At 40.0% G+C, this 22,948-nt stretch carries 31 protein-coding genes; 8 read left to right on the top strand and 23 right to left on the bottom strand.

What is annotated here, in order from left to right:
- Positions 1–2 precede the first annotated feature (2 nt).
- The 13 genes from IGI72_RS12975 to IGI72_RS13035 all read right to left on the bottom strand — a co-directional run bounded on the left by IGI72_RS12975 (position 3) and on the right by IGI72_RS13035 (position 6,467).
- Entirely contained in the window at positions 3–188 is a 186-nt protein-coding gene (locus IGI72_RS12975) for a hypothetical protein (RefSeq protein WP_438754491.1), read from the bottom strand.
- Positions 189–329: 141 nt separating this feature from the next.
- Positions 330–524 carry a hypothetical protein gene (locus tag IGI72_RS12980; RefSeq protein ID WP_438754493.1) on the bottom strand — a complete coding sequence of 65 codons (195 nt, stop codon included), beginning with the start codon at positions 522–524 and terminating at the stop codon, positions 330–332.
- The gene (locus IGI72_RS12985) at positions 511–1,107 is read right to left on the bottom strand and encodes a hypothetical protein (protein WP_438754495.1); all 597 of its coding nucleotides are present in this window, start codon (positions 1,105–1,107) and stop codon (positions 511–513) included. Before IGI72_RS12985 ends, IGI72_RS12980 begins: the two co-directional genes overlap by 14 nt.
- Positions 1,100–1,375: a hypothetical protein gene (locus tag IGI72_RS12990; RefSeq protein WP_438754497.1), complete on the bottom strand. Its 276-nt coding sequence runs from the start codon at positions 1,373–1,375 to the stop codon at positions 1,100–1,102. The genes IGI72_RS12985 and IGI72_RS12990 overlap by 8 nt, the downstream gene beginning before the upstream one ends.
- A gap of 11 nt (positions 1,376–1,386) precedes the next feature.
- Positions 1,387–1,857 carry a hypothetical protein gene (locus tag IGI72_RS12995; RefSeq protein ID WP_438754498.1) on the bottom strand — a complete coding sequence of 157 codons (471 nt, stop codon included), beginning with the start codon at positions 1,855–1,857 and terminating at the stop codon, positions 1,387–1,389.
- 217 nt (positions 1,858–2,074) lie between these two features.
- The gene (locus IGI72_RS13000) at positions 2,075–2,536 is read right to left on the bottom strand and encodes a DUF1064 domain-containing protein (RefSeq protein WP_438754500.1); all 462 of its coding nucleotides are present in this window, start codon (positions 2,534–2,536) and stop codon (positions 2,075–2,077) included.
- Between the two features lie 37 nt (positions 2,537–2,573).
- Positions 2,574–3,443, bottom strand: a complete 870-nt coding sequence (locus IGI72_RS13005) for a hypothetical protein (RefSeq protein ID WP_438754502.1) — start codon at positions 3,441–3,443, stop codon at positions 2,574–2,576.
- Positions 3,444–3,456: 13 nt separating this feature from the next.
- Positions 3,457–4,287, bottom strand: coding sequence for a PD-(D/E)XK nuclease-like domain-containing protein (locus IGI72_RS13010; RefSeq protein WP_438754504.1), 831 nt, complete (start codon positions 4,285–4,287; stop codon positions 3,457–3,459).
- Complete coding sequence (locus tag IGI72_RS13015) at positions 4,250–5,266, bottom strand: recombinase RecT (RefSeq protein WP_438754506.1); 1,017 nt, start codon at positions 5,264–5,266, stop codon at positions 4,250–4,252. Before IGI72_RS13015 ends, IGI72_RS13010 begins: the two co-directional genes overlap by 38 nt.
- A gap of 2 nt (positions 5,267–5,268) precedes the next feature.
- On the bottom strand, positions 5,269–5,463 hold the full coding sequence (locus IGI72_RS13020) for a hypothetical protein (protein WP_438754508.1): 195 nt from the start codon (positions 5,461–5,463) through the stop codon (positions 5,269–5,271).
- Positions 5,456–5,812, bottom strand: coding sequence for a hypothetical protein (locus IGI72_RS13025; protein WP_438754510.1), 357 nt, complete (start codon positions 5,810–5,812; stop codon positions 5,456–5,458). Before IGI72_RS13025 ends, IGI72_RS13020 begins: the two co-directional genes overlap by 8 nt.
- 11 nt (positions 5,813–5,823) lie before the next feature.
- Complete coding sequence (locus IGI72_RS13030) at positions 5,824–6,048, bottom strand: hypothetical protein (RefSeq protein WP_438754512.1); 225 nt, start codon at positions 6,046–6,048, stop codon at positions 5,824–5,826.
- A gap of 191 nt (positions 6,049–6,239) precedes the next feature.
- Positions 6,240–6,467, bottom strand: a complete 228-nt coding sequence (locus IGI72_RS13035; protein WP_438754514.1) for a hypothetical protein — start codon at positions 6,465–6,467, stop codon at positions 6,240–6,242.
- A 77-nt stretch (positions 6,468–6,544) separates the two neighbouring features.
- Between IGI72_RS13035 and IGI72_RS13040 the strand changes: the two genes are divergently transcribed.
- Positions 6,545–6,778 carry a hypothetical protein gene (locus IGI72_RS13040; protein WP_194188121.1) on the top strand — a complete coding sequence of 78 codons (234 nt, stop codon included), beginning with the start codon at positions 6,545–6,547 and terminating at the stop codon, positions 6,776–6,778.
- A gap of 109 nt (positions 6,779–6,887) precedes the next feature.
- Here the strand turns inward: IGI72_RS13040 and IGI72_RS13045 are convergent, their stop codons facing one another.
- The 3 genes from IGI72_RS13045 to IGI72_RS13055 are packed head-to-tail and all read right to left on the bottom strand — an operon-like array spanning position 6,888 to position 7,539.
- Positions 6,888–7,082 carry a hypothetical protein gene (locus IGI72_RS13045; RefSeq protein ID WP_195265953.1) on the bottom strand — a complete coding sequence of 65 codons (195 nt, stop codon included), beginning with the start codon at positions 7,080–7,082 and terminating at the stop codon, positions 6,888–6,890.
- 4 nt (positions 7,083–7,086) lie between these two features.
- A complete protein-coding gene (locus IGI72_RS13050; protein WP_438754516.1) occupies positions 7,087–7,320 on the bottom strand; it encodes a DNA-binding protein in 234 nt (77 codons plus the stop codon).
- Between the two features lie 15 nt (positions 7,321–7,335).
- Positions 7,336–7,539, bottom strand: coding sequence for a hypothetical protein (locus IGI72_RS13055; protein WP_148394822.1), 204 nt, complete (start codon positions 7,537–7,539; stop codon positions 7,336–7,338).
- A 296-nt stretch (positions 7,540–7,835) separates the two neighbouring features.
- Here IGI72_RS13055 and IGI72_RS13060 point away from each other — a divergent pair, with 296 nt between their 5' ends.
- The 4 genes from IGI72_RS13060 (at position 7,836) to IGI72_RS13075 (ending at position 10,779) form a co-directional block, all read left to right on the top strand.
- Positions 7,836–8,147, top strand: coding sequence for a helix-turn-helix domain-containing protein (locus tag IGI72_RS13060; RefSeq protein ID WP_412273604.1), 312 nt, complete (start codon positions 7,836–7,838; stop codon positions 8,145–8,147).
- Positions 8,148–8,164: 17 nt separating this feature from the next.
- Positions 8,165–8,569 carry an ImmA/IrrE family metallo-endopeptidase gene (locus tag IGI72_RS13065; RefSeq protein ID WP_438754519.1) on the top strand — a complete coding sequence of 135 codons (405 nt, stop codon included), beginning with the start codon at positions 8,165–8,167 and terminating at the stop codon, positions 8,567–8,569.
- Between the two features lie 90 nt (positions 8,570–8,659).
- Entirely contained in the window at positions 8,660–9,544 is an 885-nt protein-coding gene (locus IGI72_RS13070) for a hypothetical protein (protein ID WP_438754521.1), read from the top strand.
- 98 nt (positions 9,545–9,642) lie between these two features.
- A complete protein-coding gene (locus tag IGI72_RS13075; protein ID WP_438754523.1) occupies positions 9,643–10,779 on the top strand; it encodes a tyrosine-type recombinase/integrase in 1,137 nt (378 codons plus the stop codon).
- A gap of 664 nt (positions 10,780–11,443) precedes the next feature.
- On the opposite strand, the gene IGI72_RS13080 is transcribed toward IGI72_RS13075, so the two are convergent.
- Positions 11,444–11,689, bottom strand: a complete 246-nt coding sequence (locus IGI72_RS13080) for a hypothetical protein (RefSeq protein ID WP_010749707.1) — start codon at positions 11,687–11,689, stop codon at positions 11,444–11,446.
- A 491-nt stretch (positions 11,690–12,180) separates the two neighbouring features.
- On the opposite strand from IGI72_RS13080, the gene IGI72_RS13085 reads away from it, so the two are divergent.
- Entirely contained in the window at positions 12,181–12,549 is a 369-nt protein-coding gene (locus tag IGI72_RS13085; RefSeq protein ID WP_010749708.1) for an ACT domain-containing protein, read from the top strand.
- A gap of 508 nt (positions 12,550–13,057) precedes the next feature.
- Positions 13,058–14,158, top strand: a complete 1,101-nt coding sequence (locus IGI72_RS13090; protein ID WP_081116486.1) for a mandelate racemase/muconate lactonizing enzyme family protein — start codon at positions 13,058–13,060, stop codon at positions 14,156–14,158.
- Positions 14,159–14,211: 53 nt separating this feature from the next.
- On the opposite strand, the gene IGI72_RS13095 is transcribed toward IGI72_RS13090, so the two are convergent.
- Both IGI72_RS13095 and IGI72_RS13100 read right to left on the bottom strand, forming a co-directional pair.
- A complete protein-coding gene (locus IGI72_RS13095; RefSeq protein ID WP_438754526.1) occupies positions 14,212–15,627 on the bottom strand; it encodes a glycoside hydrolase family 1 protein in 1,416 nt (471 codons plus the stop codon).
- 15 nt (positions 15,628–15,642) lie between these two features.
- On the bottom strand, positions 15,643–16,947 hold the full coding sequence (locus tag IGI72_RS13100; RefSeq protein ID WP_015510115.1) for a PTS sugar transporter subunit IIC: 1,305 nt from the start codon (positions 16,945–16,947) through the stop codon (positions 15,643–15,645).
- A 171-nt stretch (positions 16,948–17,118) separates the two neighbouring features.
- On the opposite strand from IGI72_RS13100, the gene IGI72_RS13105 reads away from it, so the two are divergent.
- The gene (locus IGI72_RS13105) at positions 17,119–17,820 is read left to right on the top strand and encodes a GntR family transcriptional regulator (protein WP_010749712.1); all 702 of its coding nucleotides are present in this window, start codon (positions 17,119–17,121) and stop codon (positions 17,818–17,820) included.
- A 53-nt stretch (positions 17,821–17,873) separates the two neighbouring features.
- Here the strand turns inward: IGI72_RS13105 and IGI72_RS13110 are convergent, their stop codons facing one another.
- The 4 genes from IGI72_RS13110 to IGI72_RS13125 form a co-directional block, all read right to left on the bottom strand.
- Entirely contained in the window at positions 17,874–18,638 is a 765-nt protein-coding gene (locus tag IGI72_RS13110; RefSeq protein WP_438754528.1) for a serine hydrolase, read from the bottom strand.
- A gap of 36 nt (positions 18,639–18,674) precedes the next feature.
- Positions 18,675–19,586: a C40 family peptidase gene (locus IGI72_RS13115; protein WP_438754530.1), complete on the bottom strand. Its 912-nt coding sequence runs from the start codon at positions 19,584–19,586 to the stop codon at positions 18,675–18,677.
- 21 nt (positions 19,587–19,607) lie between these two features.
- On the bottom strand, positions 19,608–20,681 hold the full coding sequence (locus tag IGI72_RS13120) for a dipeptide epimerase (protein WP_060792528.1): 1,074 nt from the start codon (positions 20,679–20,681) through the stop codon (positions 19,608–19,610).
- A 188-nt stretch (positions 20,682–20,869) separates the two neighbouring features.
- Positions 20,870–22,531: a peptide ABC transporter substrate-binding protein gene (locus tag IGI72_RS13125; protein WP_438754533.1), complete on the bottom strand. Its 1,662-nt coding sequence runs from the start codon at positions 22,529–22,531 to the stop codon at positions 20,870–20,872.
- Between the last annotated feature and the right edge of the window lie 417 nt (positions 22,532–22,948).

The raw sequence follows: 22,948 nt of genomic DNA on the forward strand, positions 1-22,948 counted from the left end.
TTTCAATCTATTTGTTCAAAAAGTATCGAATAATCATCGATCTTTAAAGATTTGGCTATATCTTCGACAGTCCGTAATTGAATTCCAGCTCTTTTCTTTCTTGCGTTTTCGTGAGTTTTTCTTAAAGTCACGTTCTTAGCTGTTAAGTGCCAGTCAACGTTTGTCCAAAATACTTCGAGAATGTCCATTTCCCCACTCCTTTGTTTCTTTACGAACCGCAGCACCATCTTTATTGCAGGCCGGACAGTTGATTGCTACTGCCCGGTCAAACATATCTTTTCCCCAAATAATCCTTTCGCCTTTACATCGATTGCATTTCATGGGATCACCTACTTAATCTGGTTACTTTCCAACAAGTGAAGGTACAATAAACCAACATCGATCAATTTCTCATTCATGATTTGAGCAACTTCGCTAGGCTTAAACCCTTTATCAAAGAGATCTTTTGCTTGGTTAATCACACCAACGTTCCAATAGAATTTTGCATCTTCCAGAATAATTATTTTTCCGTCACTCTTCCCCATCCGAATCACCTGATGACTCTTTGAAGATAACTTCATCCTTTTTCTTGCTCCAAGTATCAGCGAATGGTGCGAAGTATTGACGAGAGATCTCAATCTGATCAATCAATGCATCTTCAGACATTTCATAAACAGCAGCTACTTCGGAAATTTTCTCGCCTTCTTCGATTTGAATTAAAACGTCCCGAGGATTGATTGTGATGCTGTCAGGTAACGGTAACGAGGTAGCGGTTTTGATGAATTCATCAATAGTATCTTTGGAAACTTGGATCTCAACCATTTCAATTTCTTCGACACCATCACCAACATCTAATGAAGTTTGTTCTTCTTTTAAGACCTCAATTGTTCCATCGCTATTTACTGCATAATTGACGTTCGGACGTTTAGTCTGTTTATTGATAGGGAGCGTGTAGCCGACTGTTTCAGGTTGAATCGTAACTGATACTGTCTTGCCTAAAAAGTCGCTCAAATCGTCATAGCGGCCTTTCAGTGATCCGTTGTTCACCACTAGTAGCACTTCTACGTTTCCGTTAGATTTTGATGTAGCCTTTTTTACCTCTGGTCGAAAGTTTACTTGTTTAGTCATTTTTGTTTTCCTCCAATTTTAATTCGATTTTAAAAGCTTCTTGTACTTCTGTTAAAGCCGTGCGGTAATCCTCAATAGTTTTAATTTCTGTTCCGGCACCGAGTGTGTAGTGTTTCTGAACACCTCTCATTGCCATTTCCAAAGTTGGGTAATGTCCAACTAGTGTAGATACTTCATTACCATTTTTCTCGCTAATCCTAGCCTTACTTACCGAAACAGAATTTTCATCGCTTGATATTTGGTAATCTAAAACCCTCATGTTTAGCACATTTATTCCTCCTAACTTTCGATAATCGAATTGCGCTTATCTTTTAGTCGTTCCAGCTGAGATTCAAGTGATTCGATTTCACTATCTACTTGATAAAGCTGCCGCTCTTTATCTGGTGATGCTGTTTTTTTAACAAAATATTTCGGATATTTTCTGCCGCCAGAATCACATGCAACACAAAATCGATCGTCGTTTAAATATTCCTGATAGGTGGTTTGATCCACTTCCCGAACATCGCTATAATCAAAAATCAGCGTGAAGTCATTGATGTTTTCATTGTCAAGAACGTATAAAATGCTATCCTGATAACTTTTGTAATAGCTATCAATCAGCATTATTTTATTTTCGCTGATCCGAGGAACGAACGTCCAATTCGTACACCAATAAGGATCGGAACTACCTCCTCGACGTGTTCTTTCGTCAATCTCTCTTGCGTAAAGTCCGGTAGGGATAATCTTTGACCTGTTTTCTGCTGATAACAATTTCGCCCTCCTTGTCATAAGTGCCTCATTGATCGAACAGCAATCGGTGTTGAATTTTTCTTGCTACTTCGTTCATTCGCTGGTCGTGTACGCCACATCTGTTCTAGCTTCCGAGCAAGTGTTATTGCTTTTGATTCAGTACAGGTTTGGCTAATTTGATATTTCACATCGCCATTTACGTCCAGAAATTGAACATTCCATTCTTTAGACTTCTCCATCACTTGGTTCCCTCCAATTTTCTCTTGCGGCGATCGCTTGCTCTTTTACGCTGCTGACGAGCTGATTCAAAGCAACTCATTTCCTCGAATCTATTGGTTTTAGAATTGAATTTTGCAAAGGTCACTGGGAACCCGTATCGGTTAGCAAACATCTTCATTTTCAACATCGAGATTGCATCTTGATACCCTTTGACATCGACTACCTTAACCAACTTGCCTTCTTCATAAATGACGAAATCCGCTCGATAGTGAATTGGCGCTACCTTCAATCCGTCACTATAGAATCCATCTTGCAAGATCATATTTTTTTGCATTTCGCAAAAATTATCTGATATTGGTAGAAAGCTCATCCCTTTTTGTTTCAAGATTTTGTAGTATCTGGCTTCGGCTTTTGAATCAAAGATAATGCCATCTACTTCATGTTTAGTATTTCCGTACTTACTTCTAGTTTTTGTAACCAATAGCTACACCGCCCTTAATCGTTTATCTGTCGTAATACTATTCTTTTTTTGCTTTGTTCAAGTATGCTGCCAGTTTTGCGTCAATTTCTGCTTGGCGCTCTGGAGATATTTGAGTTTCTTGCACTTCTCCTTGTGCCCAATCGGGAAGTTTTTCTTCTCGTACTATTTTTTTGTTGGTGGGTTTCCGATTCTTCTGGGCATTCAATTTATCAAAGTTCCTTCTTAAACTCGACGCTGAAAGAATAACTCCTTTCCAAAAATCATCTTGCGTTGCCCAAACAATCATTTCTTGAACTTCCTTACCTGATCGTTTGTCTGATTCGATTGTTAATCGAATTGTATTCGCCCAATCATCAAGGTTCGGTTCTTTGATGTCTTGGTTCTTTTTGATTAGTTTGAAAAGAGTCTTTGCAAGAATTTTATTAGGGTCGTCGTCTGCGTAAACGCGCTTTTTGCGTGTGTTACGAGGACTATTATTATTCTTTTCATTCTTCTCATTCTTCTCATTCTTGTTTATGTTCAGTTCGTTGTCCTTTTGATGTTCAGACCGTTGTTCAGTTTGATGTTTTTTTTCTTCTGAAAAACCTTGATAAACGTTGTAGTTATTGATTTTGTACGTTGTCCCAGTTTGTCTTGATTTTTTTAGAGAAATCATGTCGTCTTTAACGAGTAAATTTAGAAACTTTCTAACGGTATTTCGACTTACTCCCCAGCGCTCTGATAATTTTTGTTCAGATGTCACACGTTCCCCTATGCCAACAGTTCTGATTGAATCGTTAAAAAGAATTTTCCTCTCTTTGTGGTTAGCCATTAGAATCAAATCAAGCCACCACTTTAAATAGTGGGGATTATCCCATATCCAATTATCAGTAATTGTTCGGTGAAGCTTGACCCATCCTTCTGCCATTTAAATCACCACCTTACAAGTCGTTCATACTTGTAAATCCGGTTATTCTTTGATTTGCCCGGCAATACTCACAAGTTCCACAAGCTTCTGGTTTTTCTTCACCCATTTTTATCCGTTGAATACGATCGATGTTGTCTCTTAAGTTGATTAACTCGAACGACATTTTATCCTCGTCCAGCGTGATCAACTTCGCTTCGCTTGGTGTCTGCTTAGAAACTGCAGCGATTATAGGAACGAAATCTTTTCCGTATTGTTGTTTGAGTAATTCGCAATAAACAGCCATCTGCAAGACGTACCCAAAATTCTCAATGAAAGTACAACGTTGACCGTATAATTCATTCCATTTTCTTTCATGAATATCTTTACTTGTTTTGATATCTACGAAATAGTCATCTTCGAGATTTAAGCAATCAATTTTCCCCTTCCACTCGACACCAAATAGTTCCCCAGTTACAATCACTTCTTTTTCGCCTTGGTATAAATTCAGGAACGCATCTTCGACAATCAATCGGTCGATCATCTGTTCAGCGATCTTGAAACCTTTCAAAAGTCCATAAGGTTTTCTAGAAGAAAACATCCTGTTTTTATTTTCTTCCTTGAATTTTTCATGAACAGCTAGATCCTCAAAATAAGAATGGACGTAGTTTCCAACTAGTAGAGCGATTGGATCAGATGATGGTTGCCAGTCACCTTTTAGTTTGGCTAAAGCAGCTGCAGGGCATTTGAGAAAGTTTTTGTATTGAGATACCGACATGTACTGCCAGTCTGCTTCATTGCCATAGTAATTATCATCAGTGAGCTTAATCTTAGAACGGGTAATCTTCTTCTGGGAGGATTCCTTCATCTTTGACACCTTCCTCTCTGTCAAAGTTAGGAATGATACCAAGATCACCTTGAACAGGTTCTGCTTCTTCGGCTGCTTTTTCTAACGATTCCAAATTAACTGGTTGCTCGTCCGTCTCCTGCTCAACAGCTTCTTTCGGTTTCATCAATTCTTCGATTGGTGCTGATTCTTCAATCTGCTCTGCTTGCTTAATGCCCATTTTCTGTTGTAATTTATTTTCGATTGCTTGGACCTTAACTGGTTCTGCTGGTTTAATTTCACGATCATCAAATTCATTTTCAAGTGTATCTTTTGCAGCTTGAACGAATAAATCATTGTCATTGCTCGTGTTGATTAAAGCTTTAGCTGCTCGGTTGATCACCGTACGTTTTGCCATTTCTTCCGGAAATTCTTTTTGAGGTCCAGATCCCTTCATTTTTGACTTAGCCCAACTCTGATCGATTTGCTTCTTGGTCATGACTGTTGTAGTCTCTTTGCCATTAGCAAGTTTGATCACTACATAAGCAGCAACAATTTCGTTATCCAGATTTTCAAAACTGGTTTCATGTTTAGTGACTACCATGTTTGGTCCATCCATCCCCACTTGAAAATCATCGCCTTTTCGTACGACTACAGGGGTAATATCAGCTCCGCCTGTTACACGATCTAGAACTGCCATGGTGCCAAAATATGAACGCATAAGCTGTACTTTGTTTCCATACTTGATGAAGTAGCATTGTTTCTTTGCAGGTGATAATCCTTGAATAACCATATCCAACAGGGCATTAGAAATCGATGTCTTCGTTTCTTGGTTGTTAGCAGCTGCTTGAAGCAAGTTGCCAGCAGTGTTATTTGTAAGTTCGAAGAAAGCACTCTTCAATGCATTCTGTGGGCTGTAATTTGGCGGCATTTCTAACCCTTGATCTTTTAACCGATCCAGATTGCCAATTACTTGCTCATCTAATGAACGTTGCGTTGTTTGAGTTAAATCATTTGCCATTTTTAAATTCCTCCAATATTTATTTTTCTGTAATTTTCGTTTACGTAGTCAATAATCTGATCTTCATGAACCAATCCCAAATCAGTTGTGTAGACGACATCGCCCTTATATAGTGGTTCGCCTTTCCAATCAACAGCGATCGGTTTTGGTTCAATTTCCGGCTGTTGACGAGCGCCTAATGAATCAAAATCATTCATGGCGATCACCAGCGTAAAAGATCATTTTCCGCAATTCGGATTTCAACTCTTCAATTCGTTTTTCACAGGATTCCGCAATCAGATCCCTAATTTGCCCTTGAATATCTTTAATTCCTAGATCTTCTCCAATATGAACTCGGTGACATCGATACTTGGCGTCTTCTTTTAAATAGCCACTGCCCATAAAATGAGTAGGAATGCCTATTTCGATGTCATTCATTAATTCATTACTGATAGGATGCAACGCAGGTGTTTTTAAACTTACTAGCAAATCTTCCGCCTCGTTGATTTGATCAATAATGTGTTCCATTTTTCTTATTTGTTTCCTAGCTCCTTCTACCGCGCCCATTGCAAGCCCTCCTAGAATTCCCAAAACAATTTGTAACGTCCGTCTTGTTCTACCAGATTGTCGACTCCTTCGTTCTGAAGTTGAGACAAGAACCCTGGCGTTAATCCTTTACTAGCGATTGTGATGCTTGTGCGCCCTTGGCTGGCAGCATTCATGATGTTATCAATTACTCGCTCTTGAGCGTTCCCAAGCATTGCTGTATAGATGTCATCGTTAAGTCCTGTAATAGTAATCATTTGAAAATTTCTCCTCTCGTGCTACAATGTAGCCAGATATGTTTTGTATGCGACTCTTTGCTTGCCGGCGGAGTCGCTATTTTTTTGTGTATATTTTCTTGATCTCCTTGAGCCGTCTGCCACATTTTGTACAATAGGGACCTTTCCACGGCTCGCATTTTTTCAATTCCGAAGCATTGATGAGTGTCTTTCTATCGCAGCTCTTGCATTGGAACTGATGAAGCTTTTCTTCTATCAGCATTTTGTACTCCCCTCCTTAACCGTCTTCTATAAGCAATCTCGTCATACTTGATCAACCACCACATGATTGACACTGGTAATGTTATGACTGCCCAATCTGGCAATTGACGGTGGTTTCCGAACCAAACGCCTAGAAAGAATACGGTGATCAAGAACGCTGACCTTCGTAAACTTTTCATAGAATCTTTCCTTTCTTTGGTATAATTTCCTTATCAGTCAGTGGTCGGCTGAAATAATTGATAAGGGGGTTGCTACTTTGGAATATGATGATATTTATCAAATTGAAAGTTTCTTGGTTTCGAACAAAGAAGAAAAATATGTCAACGATTTGTTGAAGTCTGGGTGGAAGCTAATTTCCGTAACTCAATACAAAGATGGATACAACGAATACGGAAAATATGTGTTAGGCGCTGACAGAGAAACCTTTGCTAAACGAAACCTTAAGATGATTGAAGATGAAGAAACTGATCTGAATGGATTTCCCTTCTAAAACTTAGCTTCAGGATGTTTCCGTATATTCTGCTCCTTGCTACTACCAATAGCTTGGAGCAATTTTGCTATTTCCTCTGGTGTTGCTTCGATTGTGATTTTCATATATCTCACCTCAATTCTATTTGCCGATTAAGCCGATTCTGATAAATCAACTCTTGGTAACTCCTTAATTCCCGAATCGATAAATCTCGTTGCGTGTCAGTCAGTGGTACTTTTCGATCGTTAAGTTGATCGTGTAAGGTTCTCATCTTTTCTTTGATGAGAGCATGGATCATAAGTTCTTGTTGTAGGTTGTAGTTCATACAATCACTTCCCGATCCCGATTTTGTGTTCTTCCATAAAAGCATCGATATCTCGAACATCATATTTTGGGTTACTCTCATCATCAAATACGATTTGTTTCAGTCCTCGCTTAATCCATGCATTCATAGTCTTTGGACTTGTCCCAGCGTAGATACAAGCCTCACGCTGATTCAGGTATCGCTTAGGAACGTACCTTTTCAAAATAAGTTGAATGGTTTTTTCATCAATTTCAGGCATAATCTCCCTCCTATCTCAAAGTTCATACATCGCTATAATCGAATCGATAATCTTGTTAGCTTCGGCGGATGTTCTCTTGCCATTTAAAATTAAAGACAGGTAGCTCTTATCGATTCCGAATCTGTCTGCAAGCATCTTGTATGTTAGGAAATTTGAATTTTCAACATACGTTTTGATTTTTTCTCTATCTTTTTGGGTAATTTCCGCAATGTCAGCCATTTTGAAACTCCTTCCTAATAAACTTGTAAACAAATTTAACAACCGATTTAGAAATTATGTTGACACAGATAGATTAATAATCTATACTAAATGCATAGTTAATTAAGACGTATAAACATTGATTTAAAAGCTTTCTTGGCGGTTGGCATTTATTAATCAACGGTGTTTTTGTTGTCTTCTTAGTTGTTAAACTTGTTTACAAAACATAGTATAGATTATTAATGTATATAAGTCAAATATTTTTACATTATTTATCTAAACTTTTTTTGTAAGCATTCAGAAAGGTTGAATTATCAATGAATACTTACGAAACAATAAAAGAATTAGCAAAAGAAAAAGGACTATCTATTAGACAGCTAGAAATAAACTTTGGATATTCAAATGGATATTTGGGCAGTTGGAAAAGACAAACGCCTAACTCGATTGAATTGGCCCGTTTGGCTGATTATTTCGGAGTAAGTGTAGATTATTTATTGGGCAGAGAAGAAAAGACTTCTTTGGCACAGAAGCATGGCGTATTTGCATTCGACGGAGAACCAGTAACAGATGAAGAGGTAGAATTTTTAAAGTCAGTTCTTGCTGCCAAAAGAGCTGCAGAGAAAAAGTAAAGCGATGTGATGTGTATATGAGCGAGGTTAATCATCATTTATTAAAAATAGTAAATGATATGGGTTTAAATCTGATTTTTACGGATATGGATCGAAGCGGTATTTATTTTGCGGATGAAAAAGTGATTTTTTTAAGCAATAAACTACTTGAGAATAATTCAGATTTTGAGATATCCCACGAATTAGGTCATTGCATTAAAAAGCATGAAGAACTTTCTGCTTATTACAACGCCACAGATTACAGCAGGCGTAAATTGGAATTTGAAGCAAATCGGATTGCCATAGAAATACTTTTATTTATTTGGTCAAACGAATATGATTTCGAGAGAGAGCAACTAAATGCAGTGAAGTTCATGGAGTATTACAACATACCGTGGAATCTTGAAAGTTACGTTCGAGAAAGCATGCTAAACTATGGATAAAAAATCCCCTACCGAAGTTACAGCTTCGATAAGGGTTACTCATTTCTGAGAGATTACAAAATTATTATATCAAAGAAATGAGGAAAAGAAATGAAAAAAGTAGTATATGGGTTGCTATTTGCCACTTTAGTGCTTTCAGGCTGTGGCGGTCAAGGTGGCGACGGTGGTGATGCAGTGGAATCAAGTTCTTCATCATCGATTGCCGTATCCTCCACCAAAGAAGAAGTAATTGAGTTTAGTGTATACCAACCTCAACATCACTTGGAAAACAATAATTTTAACTTGTCTGGAAAAGCTGATCCAGAAAGTAAAATCACTGTAAATCAAGGCAATGAATTAGTAAAAGAAATAGAACCAACAGCCTCTGGTTCATTTAGCATGACAGCTCCACTTCCAGAAACGGAAGATACCACATATGAAGTTTCAAATGGAAAAGAAACGAAAACAGTGATTGTAAAGTCAAAGGCGACCTTAGAGAAAGTTGCTGCCGAGGCCGAAGCAACTAGAAAGAAACAACAGCAAGAGAAAGAAGAAGCTGATAAAAAAGCAGCTGAAGAAGCCGCCGCAAAAGAGCAAGCGGAAAAAGAAGCTGCTGAAAAACAGAAGCAAGAAGCTGAGGAAGCCGCACGCAAGGCTGCCGAAGAAGAAAAAGCAAGTTACGACACTGGTATCACTTATGAAAACTTAGCAAGAAATCCTGATACTTACTTGGCTGAAAAAGTTAAATTTTCTGGACGAATCATTCAAGTACTTAAAGGAGAAGATCATTCTCAATTCCGATTCGCTGTTAACGATGATTATAATCAAGTACTATTTATTGAGATTTCTGAAGATCAATTATCAAATAATCGTCTGTTAGAAGATGATTACATCACTATTAGAGGTACCTCTTATGGGGAATACACTTATACTTCTGCTTTGGGTGGAGAAATAACCGTTCCCGGAGTAGTAGTTGATTCATTTGAATTAAATTAAACAAAAAAACACGCTCATCACTTTGGCTGGCGAGAGCGTGCAAACAGAAATAACCAATAGGTTACGCCTATTGTAACAAATTCTAGGAGTTGAAGCAATTGGCTAAGAAAAAGCAAGATATCCGAATAAAAGAGTACATCAAAAAAAATGGCGAAAAAGCTTATATGTTTCAACTGTACCTAGGAACAGATCCAGATACAGGAAAGCCAATTCGCACAACAAGGCGTGGGTTTAAGACAACAAGAGAAGCTCGTTTAGCAATAGCTGATTTAGAAGTAAATGGTATGCAAAAACCAGAGGTTGTTGAGGAACCCGAGATTCAAACGTATGAAGAAATATATGACTTGTGGTATGAGGAATATAAATCAACAGTTAAAGCCTCAACTCTATTAAAGACAGAACGTGTTTTTAAAAATCACATACTTCCAGCATTTGGTGAAAAAAACATTCTAGAAATAAAACCTATGGATGTACAAAACCAAATGAATATATGGCATAAAAAATTGGTACGAGCAAGCATGGTCATGAATTATGCTGGTCTAGTTTTCGACTACGCCATTCGTATGCAGCTGATCAACTTGAACCCAACTAAGGTAATCAAGAAACCAGTTAGAAAAAAAGTAGTAACCGAGGACAAGGATTTAAACTTCTATGATAAAGAAGAGTTAAAACAATTTATGTCAGCTTTAGAAAGTGATAACAATTACAGAGCGTATGTTTACTTTCGTCTCTTGGCTTTCACCGGAATACGCAAAGGTGAATCACTAGCGCTAAAATGGACTGACATTGATTTCAAAAATCAAACACTCAATATTAATAAAGCTGTATCAAGAAGCGCTAGCGGACTTTATATTCAAACTCCAAAAACTCCTTCTTCTATTCGTAGGATTTCATTAGATGACAAAACGATCGCTATATTAAAGGAGTTCAAAAAGGAATCTCCGGATGGTTTAATCTTCCAAAGTGAAGACGGTGGAATTCTTTCGCCAGCCAAACCCAGAAAATGGTACCTAGTCACAATGAAAAAATTACCCGAAGATTTTAAACAGATCTCAATACATGGTTTTCGTCATACTCATGCTTCTCTTCTATTTGAAGCCGGGGCATCTATCAAAGATGTTCAATCGAGATTAGGTCATTCTGATATTCAAACCACGATGGATGTGTATACTCACGTTTCAAAAAGTGCAAAAGAACAGCTGGCAAATAGATTCAATACTTATGTGGATTTTTAATTTTGGTAGTCAATTTGGTAGTCAAAAAGCTGAAAGCATTATGATATCAACACTTTACCGACTCCCGCCATCTCCATAAAGAAAAATCGATTAGATTTTCGTAGTTTTTCCTAAGTGTTCAAAGCCTTGATTTAAAGAGGTTTTGAACACTTTTTTTGTATTTTCAGTTCCACAATGTTTTTCGTAGTTTTCTTGTTTGGTAGTCAAATGGTGGTTAATTATCAGCTTTAAACCGATGTGCTATTCCTCGCTTTTCTTAGATTGTATTTCTTATACCGATTGAACCTACATTAATTGTTCAAGTGAAGTCAGATGCTTTTTTAAGCAATCAATGCTCTTCAATGGCGTACCTTTTCACCAAATTGTATACGAATCTCTTTTTTGCGAGTTTTTCTTGGGCTGATTTTTTTACTCTATTTTTGATTTAAGGCTTTTTACTCCTTAGTATCTTTAGATACACTTTTTTTCACTCCTGTTTTGCGTTCTCAACGGCTTTCTTTGCTTCTACAATAGTTATTTTCCCTGCCTCATCGCATGAAATTTTTTGAAGATGTTTCTTATCATCAAAGCTTGATGTAAGTTTCATAATCTGCTTGATCATCAACAATCTATGATAGTTCGTTGCTGGCTTGATCTGACTCTGCCTCAGCAAAAAAAGTGCTAATTAAAGTGTTTTCGATTTCTCTACAATTTCCTTTACTCGTTCACAAAAACTATCTGGATTCATTCCAGGTTCCATTTTCTCAGCCTCATCAGGAAGTAAATCATTCAGGTACAATGTAGCTTCTTTGTTTTCGGTATACATTTCCTCGTAGTGATCGACTAAATAATGTTCCAAATCTATGGAAAACATAAAAAAATTAATTTCTTCGGAAAGTCCTTTTTCAATAAAGTTGAAAAATTTATCCATTTATCACACCTCCTTGACTAAAGTTTATCAAAATATTACAGAGCGTTCTTTACCTTCTCCTTGAATCTTGTAAGGTCTTCGTAAAATTTAGCATGTTCCTTCTTCTCTTTATGATCCTCAATATCAATTTTTCTTCCAATCAAACAATTAGTGATTTATATTCCATTCCTCTGTCCACCATAATTTTATGTACAATAATAGTACTCAACCATTGATTTATGATTGAGTGCTATTTATCTTCTATTAACTCGATTGATTTCAAATCTGATTCAGCATAGATTGCGGATCCAATTGATATTTCTTCTTCTCCAGAAACAGAGGTATACCCATCAGTTTTAACCGCTTATTTTCTTCTGTATAGAATCTACCCGTCTGTTACGTCTCGCAGAAACGACACAACGCTTAGAATCATACGTGATCAAATGATAATCGCCTTCCCTTCTTTCTTATCCTTTGATATGATGATTGCATCAAACGAAGGACGTGATTAAATGAAACTGACCTTATTGGCACCCTCTTTTTCTGTCATCCAAGTAGAGCGTATTGATCCTTCGATACTGAAGATCGTTCCTCTATTTTTTGCCCATACGTCAGAAGAACTTTCTTTGGTGTTACCAACGGCAAAGGTTCCAGCTGAAACACTAAACAGAGAAGATGGATGGAAAGCGATGAAAATAATTGGTGTGCTGGATTTTAGCTTAATTGGCATTATTGCAAAAATCTCTTCCCTTCTAGCCGAGGAGTCAATCAGTATTTTTGCTGTTTCTACCTTCAATACTGATTATATTTTAATCAAGGAACATCAGGTAGAACAAGCTCGTACTGTTTTAACCGCCAATGATTATTCCTTTGTCAATTGAGAAAAACTTGTTCTTCCTTACGATAAGTTACTCTCGCTCGCTTTATGAAATACAAAAGAACGACTGAACCAAAGAAGTTCAGTCGTTCTTTTGTATTTCACTTGTCGTTTAACAAAGATAAGAGTACTAGGTATCCCAAATAAAAGACTTCCCCAAGCTTTCATTTGCCCCAGTACTCTTCATTGCTCGTTGTTAAGATAATCATAATACAAAAATGATTTTTATTCAATAACTATGCTTTAAAAATAAACAAAATGCTATTTTGTGACAATTTATAGGGGTTTCACTTCATTTCTAGCTAATATTCCCTATATCTGTTTATATTCTAAATCGTTACGTGAAGCATCAGTTGATGAGATGCGATCCCTTCGATAGCGATCCTCCTTCTTTTAAAGTTTTGAATTTGAGGAAATTCAGCCTTGTCAATCTCGCCTTCCCATGCTACCATGGTTATGCAAACGTTAACATTAAAATGCACACGTGAACATTAGTTTGAGGAGGATTTTTAATGGCAAAAATTACAGATGTACAAACAGCGTATTATCGGATACCTCTTCCAGAAATCATGGAAGATGCGAAGCATGGCTTACACACCCACTTTGAAGTGCCTATCGTCAAGATCGTTACTGATGATGGACGTGAAGGGGTCGGCTATACGTATACTGGTGGCTTCGGTGGCGAATCGATCGCCAAACTGATCGATAAAGAACTAAAAGCGATCCTTTTAGGGAAAGATCCAGCATGTGTGGAAGCCTTGTGGGATCAGATGAACTGGGGAATCCACTATGTTGCCAGAGGCGGTTTAGCAAGTTTCGCCATTGCGGCTTGTGATATCGCCTTGTGGGACTTACGTGCGAAAAAAGCACAAGAACCCCTCTACAAACTTTTAGGCGGCGCAAGCAACAAAGTAAAATGCTATGGTGGTGCGATTGATCTAAACTTTCCTCTTGAAAAACTCTTAGCCAATAATCAAAAATATTTAGACATGGGATTAAAAGCGGTCAAAATCAAATTGGGACAAAAAACACTTGCCGAAGATATTGCTCGAATAAAAGCGGTCAGAGAATTGATTGGGCCCGATGTTGTCTTTATGGTGGATGCCAACATGAGCTGGTCTGTTGAAAAAGCGATCAAAGCCGCCAAACTGATGGCGCCTTATGACATTTTGTTCCTTGAAGAACCAACGATCCCCGAAGATTACGAAGGCTACGCTCGTATCGCTAAAGAAGGGCAAATTGCGGTGGCAGGCGGAGAAAACTTGCGCACCCCTATCGAATTTGCTCATATGATCAAATATGGCAATGTCGATTTTCCGCAACCCGACGCTTCCAATTGCGGTGGGATCACCGGCTGGTTGAAAATTGCTGCCTTAACACAAACAAGTAACTTATCTGTTTCTACACATGGCATGCAAGAATTGCACGTTAGTCTACTAGCAGCGATGCCTAATGCTGGGTATCTCGAAATGCACAGTTTCCCAATCGATCAATACACCACGAGACCGTTAGTGATCGATCCATCCGATGGCTGTGCGATTGCCCCAGAAGAACCAGGGATTGGCGTCACCTTTGACTGGGAGAAACTTGCTCCTCATAAACAACCCTTTTAACTGAAAACCCACACTGATTTCCTTTAGGATGAGGAAATCAACGTGGGTTTTTATTACAGAATCAATGGTTTTTCTTCAAATGGAAGCCACCGTTCATCAATCAGGGAACGATACCAAGCGGCTGATTTTTTTAATGACCGAGTCCGTTCTTCATTTAGCTCGATTCGTACGAGACCATAGCGATTTTTGAACGCATTCATAGGTGAAACACAATCGGTAAATGCCCAAAGCATATAGCCTTCGCAGTTGGCGCCTTCCTCGACGGCTTTTAGCAGCCAGTAAAGATGTTCGGTAATAAACTGAATCCGATAATCATCTTGGACTTGACCTGTGGCATCCATATACTGTTCTTCATTTTCCCGCCCCATACCATTTTCAGTGATCAGCCATGGAATATTGCCATAATTTTCTTTAAGATAATTAGCCATATCGTACATGACCTTCGGATAGATTTCCCAGCCACGGGAGTTATTCATTTGTTTTCCTGGCAAATCAAAGGTCTCATAAAACATTTCTGGATGAAATGGTGTATCCGAATGCCATTGATATCGTGGTGCCCGCACGCGTTTCGGGTAGTACTGATTGACACCTAAGAAATCCACCGTATGGGTGCGGATCGTTTCCAAATCTTCTTCTGTCGGATCAAAGTAGATGTCATAGGTTTGGCAAAGCGTGATAAGTTCATCTGGATAATGCCCCTTAACCATTGGATCAAAAAAGATTCGGTTGAAAAAAAGATCGTACATTTTTTGCGCGTTTTGATCCTCTGGTGAGGAAGAGCGTGCGTAAACCATTTCTGGATTTAGCACACAACCGATGCGCCCCTCGTAGCCCTTTTCATGATAGACAGCCACCGCTTGGGCGGACGCCAATACTTTGTGATAGTTCCAAAGCATCCATTTTTTTGTGTTTTGCTCATGGGGCCAGCGGATCGCATCGAGATAGCAACGAGTCTGAATAACGATCGGCTCATTGAAGGTAAACCACTGTTTGACTCGATCACCGTAACGCTCGAAGGCGATTTCGGCATAACGAGTATATAGATCGACCACTTTCCGCGAGCTCCAGCCATCATAGGTATCCATCAAACTAGCTGGCAGTTCATAATGTTCCAAACAAAGCATCGGTTCGACCCCAGCAGCAAGCAATTGGTCGATCAGCTGATCAATATGAGCAGCATAATCTTCATCAACGATCAGCTGTTCATGGTCGGTAAAGAAGCGCGCCCAATTGATCGATGTTCGGTAATGGGTCAAATGAACCTCCTGCATCAGTTCAACATCCTCTGAAAACTTTTCCATAAAATTCGTCGCAACAGCCGGCCCGTAGCCATTATGCCAGACAAAGCGTTCTTCTTTGTACCAGCGGTCGAGATACGAATCTTGCCCTTCTTTCTTTCCTTGCCAGCCTTCTGTCTGCCAAGCAGACGAAGCAGCCCCTAAAATAAATGTTTCAGGTATTTTTACCATTTTTTTAAAACTCCTTTATGCAACTTCATTGGTCGTACGATTCATTACCAAAACAAAAGGTAGATAGATCAAAATTGCCACGACAATACAGATAACTTGCGTGATCACAGCCCCGATATCCCCAGCAGTAGCTAGATAAGCATTGACGATCGGTGGCATCGGCCATGGGACCATTACCACGGCTTTAGCGGCAAAGCCTAGACTTGTCGCCACGTACCCAATCGTTCCTGTTACTAACGGTGTCAGGATAAAGGGAATCGCCAAAATGGGATTCAGCATAATTGGCATTCCGAAGATCACTGGCTCATTGATATTGAAAATCCCAGGTGCTAATGACAATTTAGTGATTTGGCGCATGTCCTCCCGCTTGCCGACGATCAAAATCGCAATCAGCAACCCAATCGTAACCCCAGAGCCGCCCATACTCATATACATATCCCAAAACGGCATCGTAATAATATTGGGTACTTCTTTTCCAGCTTCAAAAGCTTCCGTATTGACAGCGATCGCTGCCAGCAACAATGGTTCGCGAATGGGTTTGACCATCTGGTTCCCATGAATCCCGATGACCCAAAAAACTTGTGCGATAAACATCAACAACAAGATACCTGGCAATCCTTGGACGATCCCTTCCAGTGGTCGTTGGACGACATTGTAGATGATATCGTAAGCATACATCCCTGTGAGTGCTTTGATAGCAAAACCAGCGGTGGCGATGATGGTCACGGTGAAAATCGTTGGAAACAATGCCGAAAAACTTGCCGAAACATTCCCAGGAACACTATCAGGCATCGTGATCTGCAGCCGTTTTTGTCTTCCTAACCACGCATAAAGCTCGATGGAAACGATCGCAACGAACATGCCTAAAAATAGGCCTTTCGTGTCAGTATATTGCTTAGCCAGCACGTTTTCGGCAACCACCGTCGCATCTTCGTGCAAAAATTCAAAGATCATTGGATTAACAGAAAGATAAGACATTACTGCGATGATTCCTGGAAAGACCCCAGAAATCTTATTTAATTTTGCTAGCTCAATCCCAATCAGAAACACTGCATAGATCGTTAAGAAACTCAACGTCACATAACTGACCGCAGATGAGATCGGTTTTAAACTTTCTAAAAAGCGCAGTGCCTCGATTTGTGCCAATCCATTTTCAGCATCAAAAACCATTGCTGAAAACAATGTACCAAACGCTCCTGTAATGATTACTGGAATCAAAGCAGCAAAGGCATTTTTAATGACCATGATGTAGCGTAAATTGTTGATCCTATTGGCAAACTTTCCTAAAACGTCAGCGAGTCGATCCATAAATCCTTGCATAAAACTCCCTCCTATACCCCTATTCTTCAATTGTTAGAAAACGATTACATTACAAATGTAATTCATTTCCTGAAGAATGTAAACGCAGGAAAAGCCTTCAAAACAGGGTATGTAAAGCTCCAAGTTTACATACTTCGTTTTATCACTTATTATTATTTTGAGGTGAAGCAAATGGCGAACTACCATGACATCGCTGCCGATTTACGGAGCAAAATCAATCACGGGTTTTACGAAGAAGAGAAAAAATTGCCGAAGCAATCCGAACTGGCTGCGGATTATCAAACGAGCCGCGTGACAATTCAAAAAGCATTGAATATTTTACAAATGGAAGGCATTATTTACGGTAAAAAAGGCACGGGTACGTTTATCAGTGATTCCTATTCAACCTTCGATTACAACGCCAAGATCAATCGCGGGCTGACGAAGCGCCTTGGAGAGACAGGAAAAATCACCAGCAAGATCATTTCTTTTGCCATTCTTTTTCCCGATGAGAAAGAACAAGAAAAACTAAAAATTCGCAGTGACCAGCAAATTTATGATATCGTTCGTCTGCGTCTATTTGACGATGTACCCGTTGTTTTAGAATATACCATCATGCCGCTTCATGTCATTCCTGGCATTACCGAAGAAGTCTTATCCTCTTCAGTCTATAGCTACATCACGAACCAACTCCACTCCTCGATTGGAACATCTGTCCGTCGTATCAAAGCGGATCGTGCAGACACCTATGACCAGCAATACTTAGCTTGTGCCGCCACCGATCCCATTTTAGAAGTTGAGCAAACGGTTTACCTCGGCGATGGGACGCCTTTTGAATTTTCCCAATCACGGCACCGCTATGATATGGGGGATTTTATTGTTGTAAATAATTAATACGCTGCGGATCAAGTGCCTCTAAGTGAGGATCGATACGCAGCGCATTTTACTTAAAAATATTGCTGATAAACTGTTTGACCAATTTCTCTTAGCCAACTGATCCCTTGACCACTACCGGTTTTATCATAGGAAAACGCCGCAATGATGACCGTCGTTTCATTGGCTTGTAAATACGCTACATCGTGTTCGATGCGGTCAAGACGGCCTGTCTTATTAAAAATGCGGCAAGCAGGATACGCAGTTTCCGCAAAATTTCCCGCTAATCCTTCTTGAAATTGCTGCTGATTTAAGGGTGAAAACCCTAGTGCAGCTTCTTCTCGTTTAACACACCTTAGTAGTAGTTTAGCAGCCGCCGAGGGGGTCAAGCGGTTCTCTTTGTCTTTGATCGGTCGCATCATATACCGTTCAAATTGAATCTCTGGCTCCTGAATCCAGGCCTGAAGCGTGGGCAACCCTACTAAGTCCAATAGTACATTGGTCGCAGTATTATCAGATACGGCGATCATCGCCGTGAGAAGTTCACTGATGGTCCAACCTTTCTTCTGAGGAAAAAGACGGATCACCCCAGCACCCCCTGTCAGATCAACGGCGTTCACACCGATCAGCTGTTGCGGATCGATTTTTTCTTCGTTAATCTGTTCAAGATAATAGGCATACAAAACAAGCTTACTGATACTCGCTGCCGAAAACGACTTTTGACTCTGATAGTCAATGAGACATTCCGTTGGCGTACCGATCCATAAACCCATTTCCAAAGTTGTCTGATAGTTTTTTAGAATAGGCTCAATTGCTACACGCAAGTCATCTTTTCCCATCAAATGCCCCTTTCCTTACGATCATGAAAAGAATGTTCATGAGCATTCCTGTGATGCATTCGGCTGGTTTTGCCAATAACGCGCCACAACTGCGAGTTCTGGTTCATAATTAGAGCCAGTGATTTTGGTTTTCATGACCCGTGACCCAGGTGTTCTTGAATGAATCATTTCGTCATCCCCCAAATATAGACCGACATGATGGACTTCGCCTTTTCCTTCTTCATAAGTAAACAACAGCAGATCCCCTGGTTGTGCCTGACTGTAAGGTACGATGTTTGCTTGTTGTGCTTGCTCGATCGTATCTCGGGGGATTAAAATACCATGAAGTCGATGCAGCGAATACATGAATCCAGAACAATCAAAGCCACTGCCGCTAATGCCTGCCCAGACATAGGGCTGGTTTATAAATTGTTCTGCCAAGGCTATTATTTTTTCTGGGAGCTTTGCCCATGTGTCCGATAGGACGTGAGCAAAAGCTTTAGCGATCGTTGCTGGTCCATTAGGCGTAGCCACTTGATAGGAATCTGCGGTTTCCCCAACAAGTGGTAAAACTGTTCCAAAAGAAACAAGTCGTGTGGTCGAGTCAAAAACAAGCACGGCTTCTTTTGCAATCACCCCAATCCTTCTTTTAGCTGGTGCATAATCTGATGGCAATGGCTTCAATACCTCGTTCGGCAGATAACCGGGATACCCGAGTGGGTGTTTATTGCTTTTTTGATCCAAGACGATCACCTGTGACCAACCATCCGTTTGGGTGATGACTTCTACTATCGTCCCATATAATACTTCGGAGTCCACTAAGCTTTCCTGATAAAGCCGCATCGTATCTTCATCAGTCAAAAAAGTGTGCAGCGCTTCTAAAGGAAATGCTTTGATTTTTGCTAGTACTTTGTTTTCTTTGGGTTCCTTCCATAAGAAGGAAGAGCTAGCCTGAACAATTTGTTTCATCTTTGCTCCTCTCATAACTATTTATTCGTTGATTCCTAGACCGATGCGTTCGGTGACCCTCAAGCTTCCTGGACGCTGAAGAATCCCTTGCATTTCAGGGGAAGTCGTTTGGGTCTCCCACATAAAAGGAACGTCCAGATCATAAAATTGGACGTCGGCCATCCCCAAGGCAAAATGGGCGGCTGCCGCCATTCCCCCATACCCTTCAATCATCGAACCGACCATCACTGGCATTTGATGCTCTTTTGCCAAGTGATAAATTTTTTGTCCCTCTTTGATCCCGCCGCTTTTCATCAATTTAATGTTCAAATAATTGCAGCAGTTTTCAGCAATCAAACGCTTGGCATCCTCATAGGAAAAAAGACTTTCATCGGCCATGATTGGAATCGTCGTACGAGCAGTCACATAGCTGAGTCCAGCAAAATCATGGGCTTTTACTGGCTGTTCAACAAACTCGATCGGAATGTCTTGCCATTGGTCTAAAATCTGCACCGCTTCTTCTTTGGTCCAGCCTTGATTTGCATCAATTCGAAAGGGAATCTTTCCTGCCAAGCGTTCATTGATGCGGCGAATTTTCGCAACTTCCTCTTCGATCGTTCCTGCCCCTAGTTTGATTTTCAAGGAGCGAAATCCCGCCTGGACTTTCGCTTGGGCATCATGCAGCATCTGCTCCTGTGAGCCAACACTGATCGTATAGTCGGTTGTCAATGTATTGGCAGAACCACCTAAATAGCGGTAAAGAGGCAAGTTGGCCGCTTTTGCCAGTGCATCATGCAACGCGATATCAATCGCCGCTTTAGGGCTCGTATGATGCTGGATCAGCGCATGAAGCTCATCCATTACTAGCAATTGGGCATCTACCTTTCTGCCTAACAGGAACGGAGCAAAGACCGTTTCGATATCTTTTAAAATACTTTCTTTTGTATCACCGGTGATCACTTCGGTAGGTGCTGCTTCTCCGATGCCAACGATCCCATTATCAAAAAAAAGCAGCACTCGAATCACTTCGACGGCGTGCACTTCTCTGAGCGCCGTTTTAAAGGGTGCATTCAGCTGGATCGGAATTCGTTTGGTTTCAACTGCTGTGATTTTCATTGGTGTTCCTCCCAAAAAGAAAAGCAGTTCTTATCTAGCTAAAATGAATACGTCATTGTTCGCTGCTAGAAAAAGAACTGCTTTATTCCTTGTTATCAAGTTGCTAAACATTCTAGTAACGTTTTTCTCGTCTGCTACCCTCTTTAACGAAGTCAGACAATGAATAGACGAAAGATGCTTTTTTCTCCTTATTCTTCGACAAAGACATTTTTATAATCATAGGCCGCGCCAACACTATGAACGATGAGGCCTTTGATTTTTGGCGACCGTAGATGTGCTTCAGCACTTTGGAAGAGTGGAATAACGCCTAAGTCGTCGTTTAAGATTTTTTCTGCTGCTACCATATTTTCCCAACGGGCTTCTGGATCGTTAGCATTTTCATTGGAGGCTTGTTCGATCAATTGATTGTAGTCATCATTTAGCCATTTTCCACGATTATAGGAACTGTCTTTTTTGAACAATTCCAAAAAGTTGATTGGATCTGCATAATCCCCGATCCAGTTGTTCATGACCATCTCAAAATCGCCGCTATTTGAACGATCCAAGCGCACAGAAAATGGAACGTTTGTGACTTCGACAGTCAGCCCATCCAGTGTTTGCTGCAAGGTGCCTTGAATGTATTCTGCCATTTTTTTCGATTGATCGGTATCTGATGTCAACAGTTCAAAAGACAATGTATCGATACCCAGTTCAGCTTTTGCCTTTTCCCAATATTCTTGGGCTTTTTCTTCGTCAAAGGCTAACGTGGTTGCCGCATCCTCGACAAAATCAGCCTTTGTCTCTGGATTAAACGCTAGGTCAGAAGGAACAAAACCGACCGCCGGTAAGGAGCCGTTGCCTAAAATATTGTCAACGATTTGTTGTCGATTCATACTATACGAAATGGCTTGGCGCAGATTTGCATTTCGAAAAGGCGAATCTTCTGGTGCTTGATTCATTTCTAAATACTGAGTGGTTGCACTAGGCTGAACAATGTAATCAGGATGATTCACATTCTGCATCGCCAATTCACCGCTTAAAATAATGTCATCGGCTTGTCCGCTTTCGTACAAGTTATAAGCGGTCGATGAGTCTTTCACGACATCAAAGTTAATTGTTTCAAGTTTGACCGAATCGGCATCCCAATAATCGGGATTTTTCGCCAATGTCCATTGGATGTCGGTGCCTGGTCCAGCATAATTGGTCAATAGGAATGGTCCATTGTACGCCGCGTTTTCACTGGTTAAGGCATATTGGTCACCGAACTCTTCCACGACACGCTCGTTTTGCGGGAAGAAAGTTGGAAAAGCCAGTAAAGATAAAAAGTAAGGCGTCGGTTTTTCTAACGTGATTTTCAATTCATGATCATTGACTGCTTCGATCCCTAACTCGCTTTTATCTAGCGTACCATCTGAAATAGCGGCAGCGTTTTTAACTGGTGCCAGCATATAAGCATAATTGGAAGCAGTGGCTGGATCAACGGTTCGCTGCCAGCTAAAAACATAATCAGCTGCAGTAACTGGATCGCCATTGGACCATTTTGCCTCTTCCCGCAGTGAAATGGTGTAAGAAAGCCCATCTTCACTAACTTCAGCGTCTTCGCTTGCACCAGCAATCACAGGAACATTATTTTCATCTAAGCGATAAAGACCTTCATAGGCGTTGTTTAACGTGATAAAGCTGTAAGAGTCGGTTGCTAAAGAAATATCTGCACTGCCCATCTCTGCCGAAAATTGCACATTGATCACTTGCTCTGCAGAAGAAGCGGCTGATGAATCCGTCTCGTTATCTTCATTGCCATTTTGACAAGCTGCTAAAAATAAGCTGCCTAGTAACACAAGCGATACTGCATATTTGCCACGTTTCCCCATTTCTACTCATCCCCTTCTAACATTCAGATAATTCAAAAAATTCTGTTTGTTGTACCGAGTTTACCGCATGTTTATGCAGCCTGTCAATTTAACACGACCAAAAAATGTAAGAGGTTACACGGTTGTGTCAGAAACGCTCTTCTGAATGTAAAAAGTAGAAAAGAGCGACTTTATGCTGAATATCGTTGAAAGGAGTCGTGCCAAGAAAGCATACAAAAAAGTCCTGATCTTCTAGGGATCAGAACTTATGATACTTTCTTATACATCATTTCGCAGGTAAAATGGATAAAAAAACTTTCTTAATTTTCCTTCCCTTTCACACAAAAAAAGAAGACGTAAATTTCGTCTTCATAGCGCTTTCTCAGAACCTTCCCACTTTTTTGCCTTTCAACTCAAGGAGTAAAAGAAATCTCCTCA

The sequence above is a fragment of the Enterococcus sp. DIV1059_2 genome, assembly GCF_051713685.1.
GTDB classification, from domain to species: domain Bacteria; phylum Bacillota; class Bacilli; order Lactobacillales; family Enterococcaceae; genus Enterococcus_D; species Enterococcus_D casseliflavus.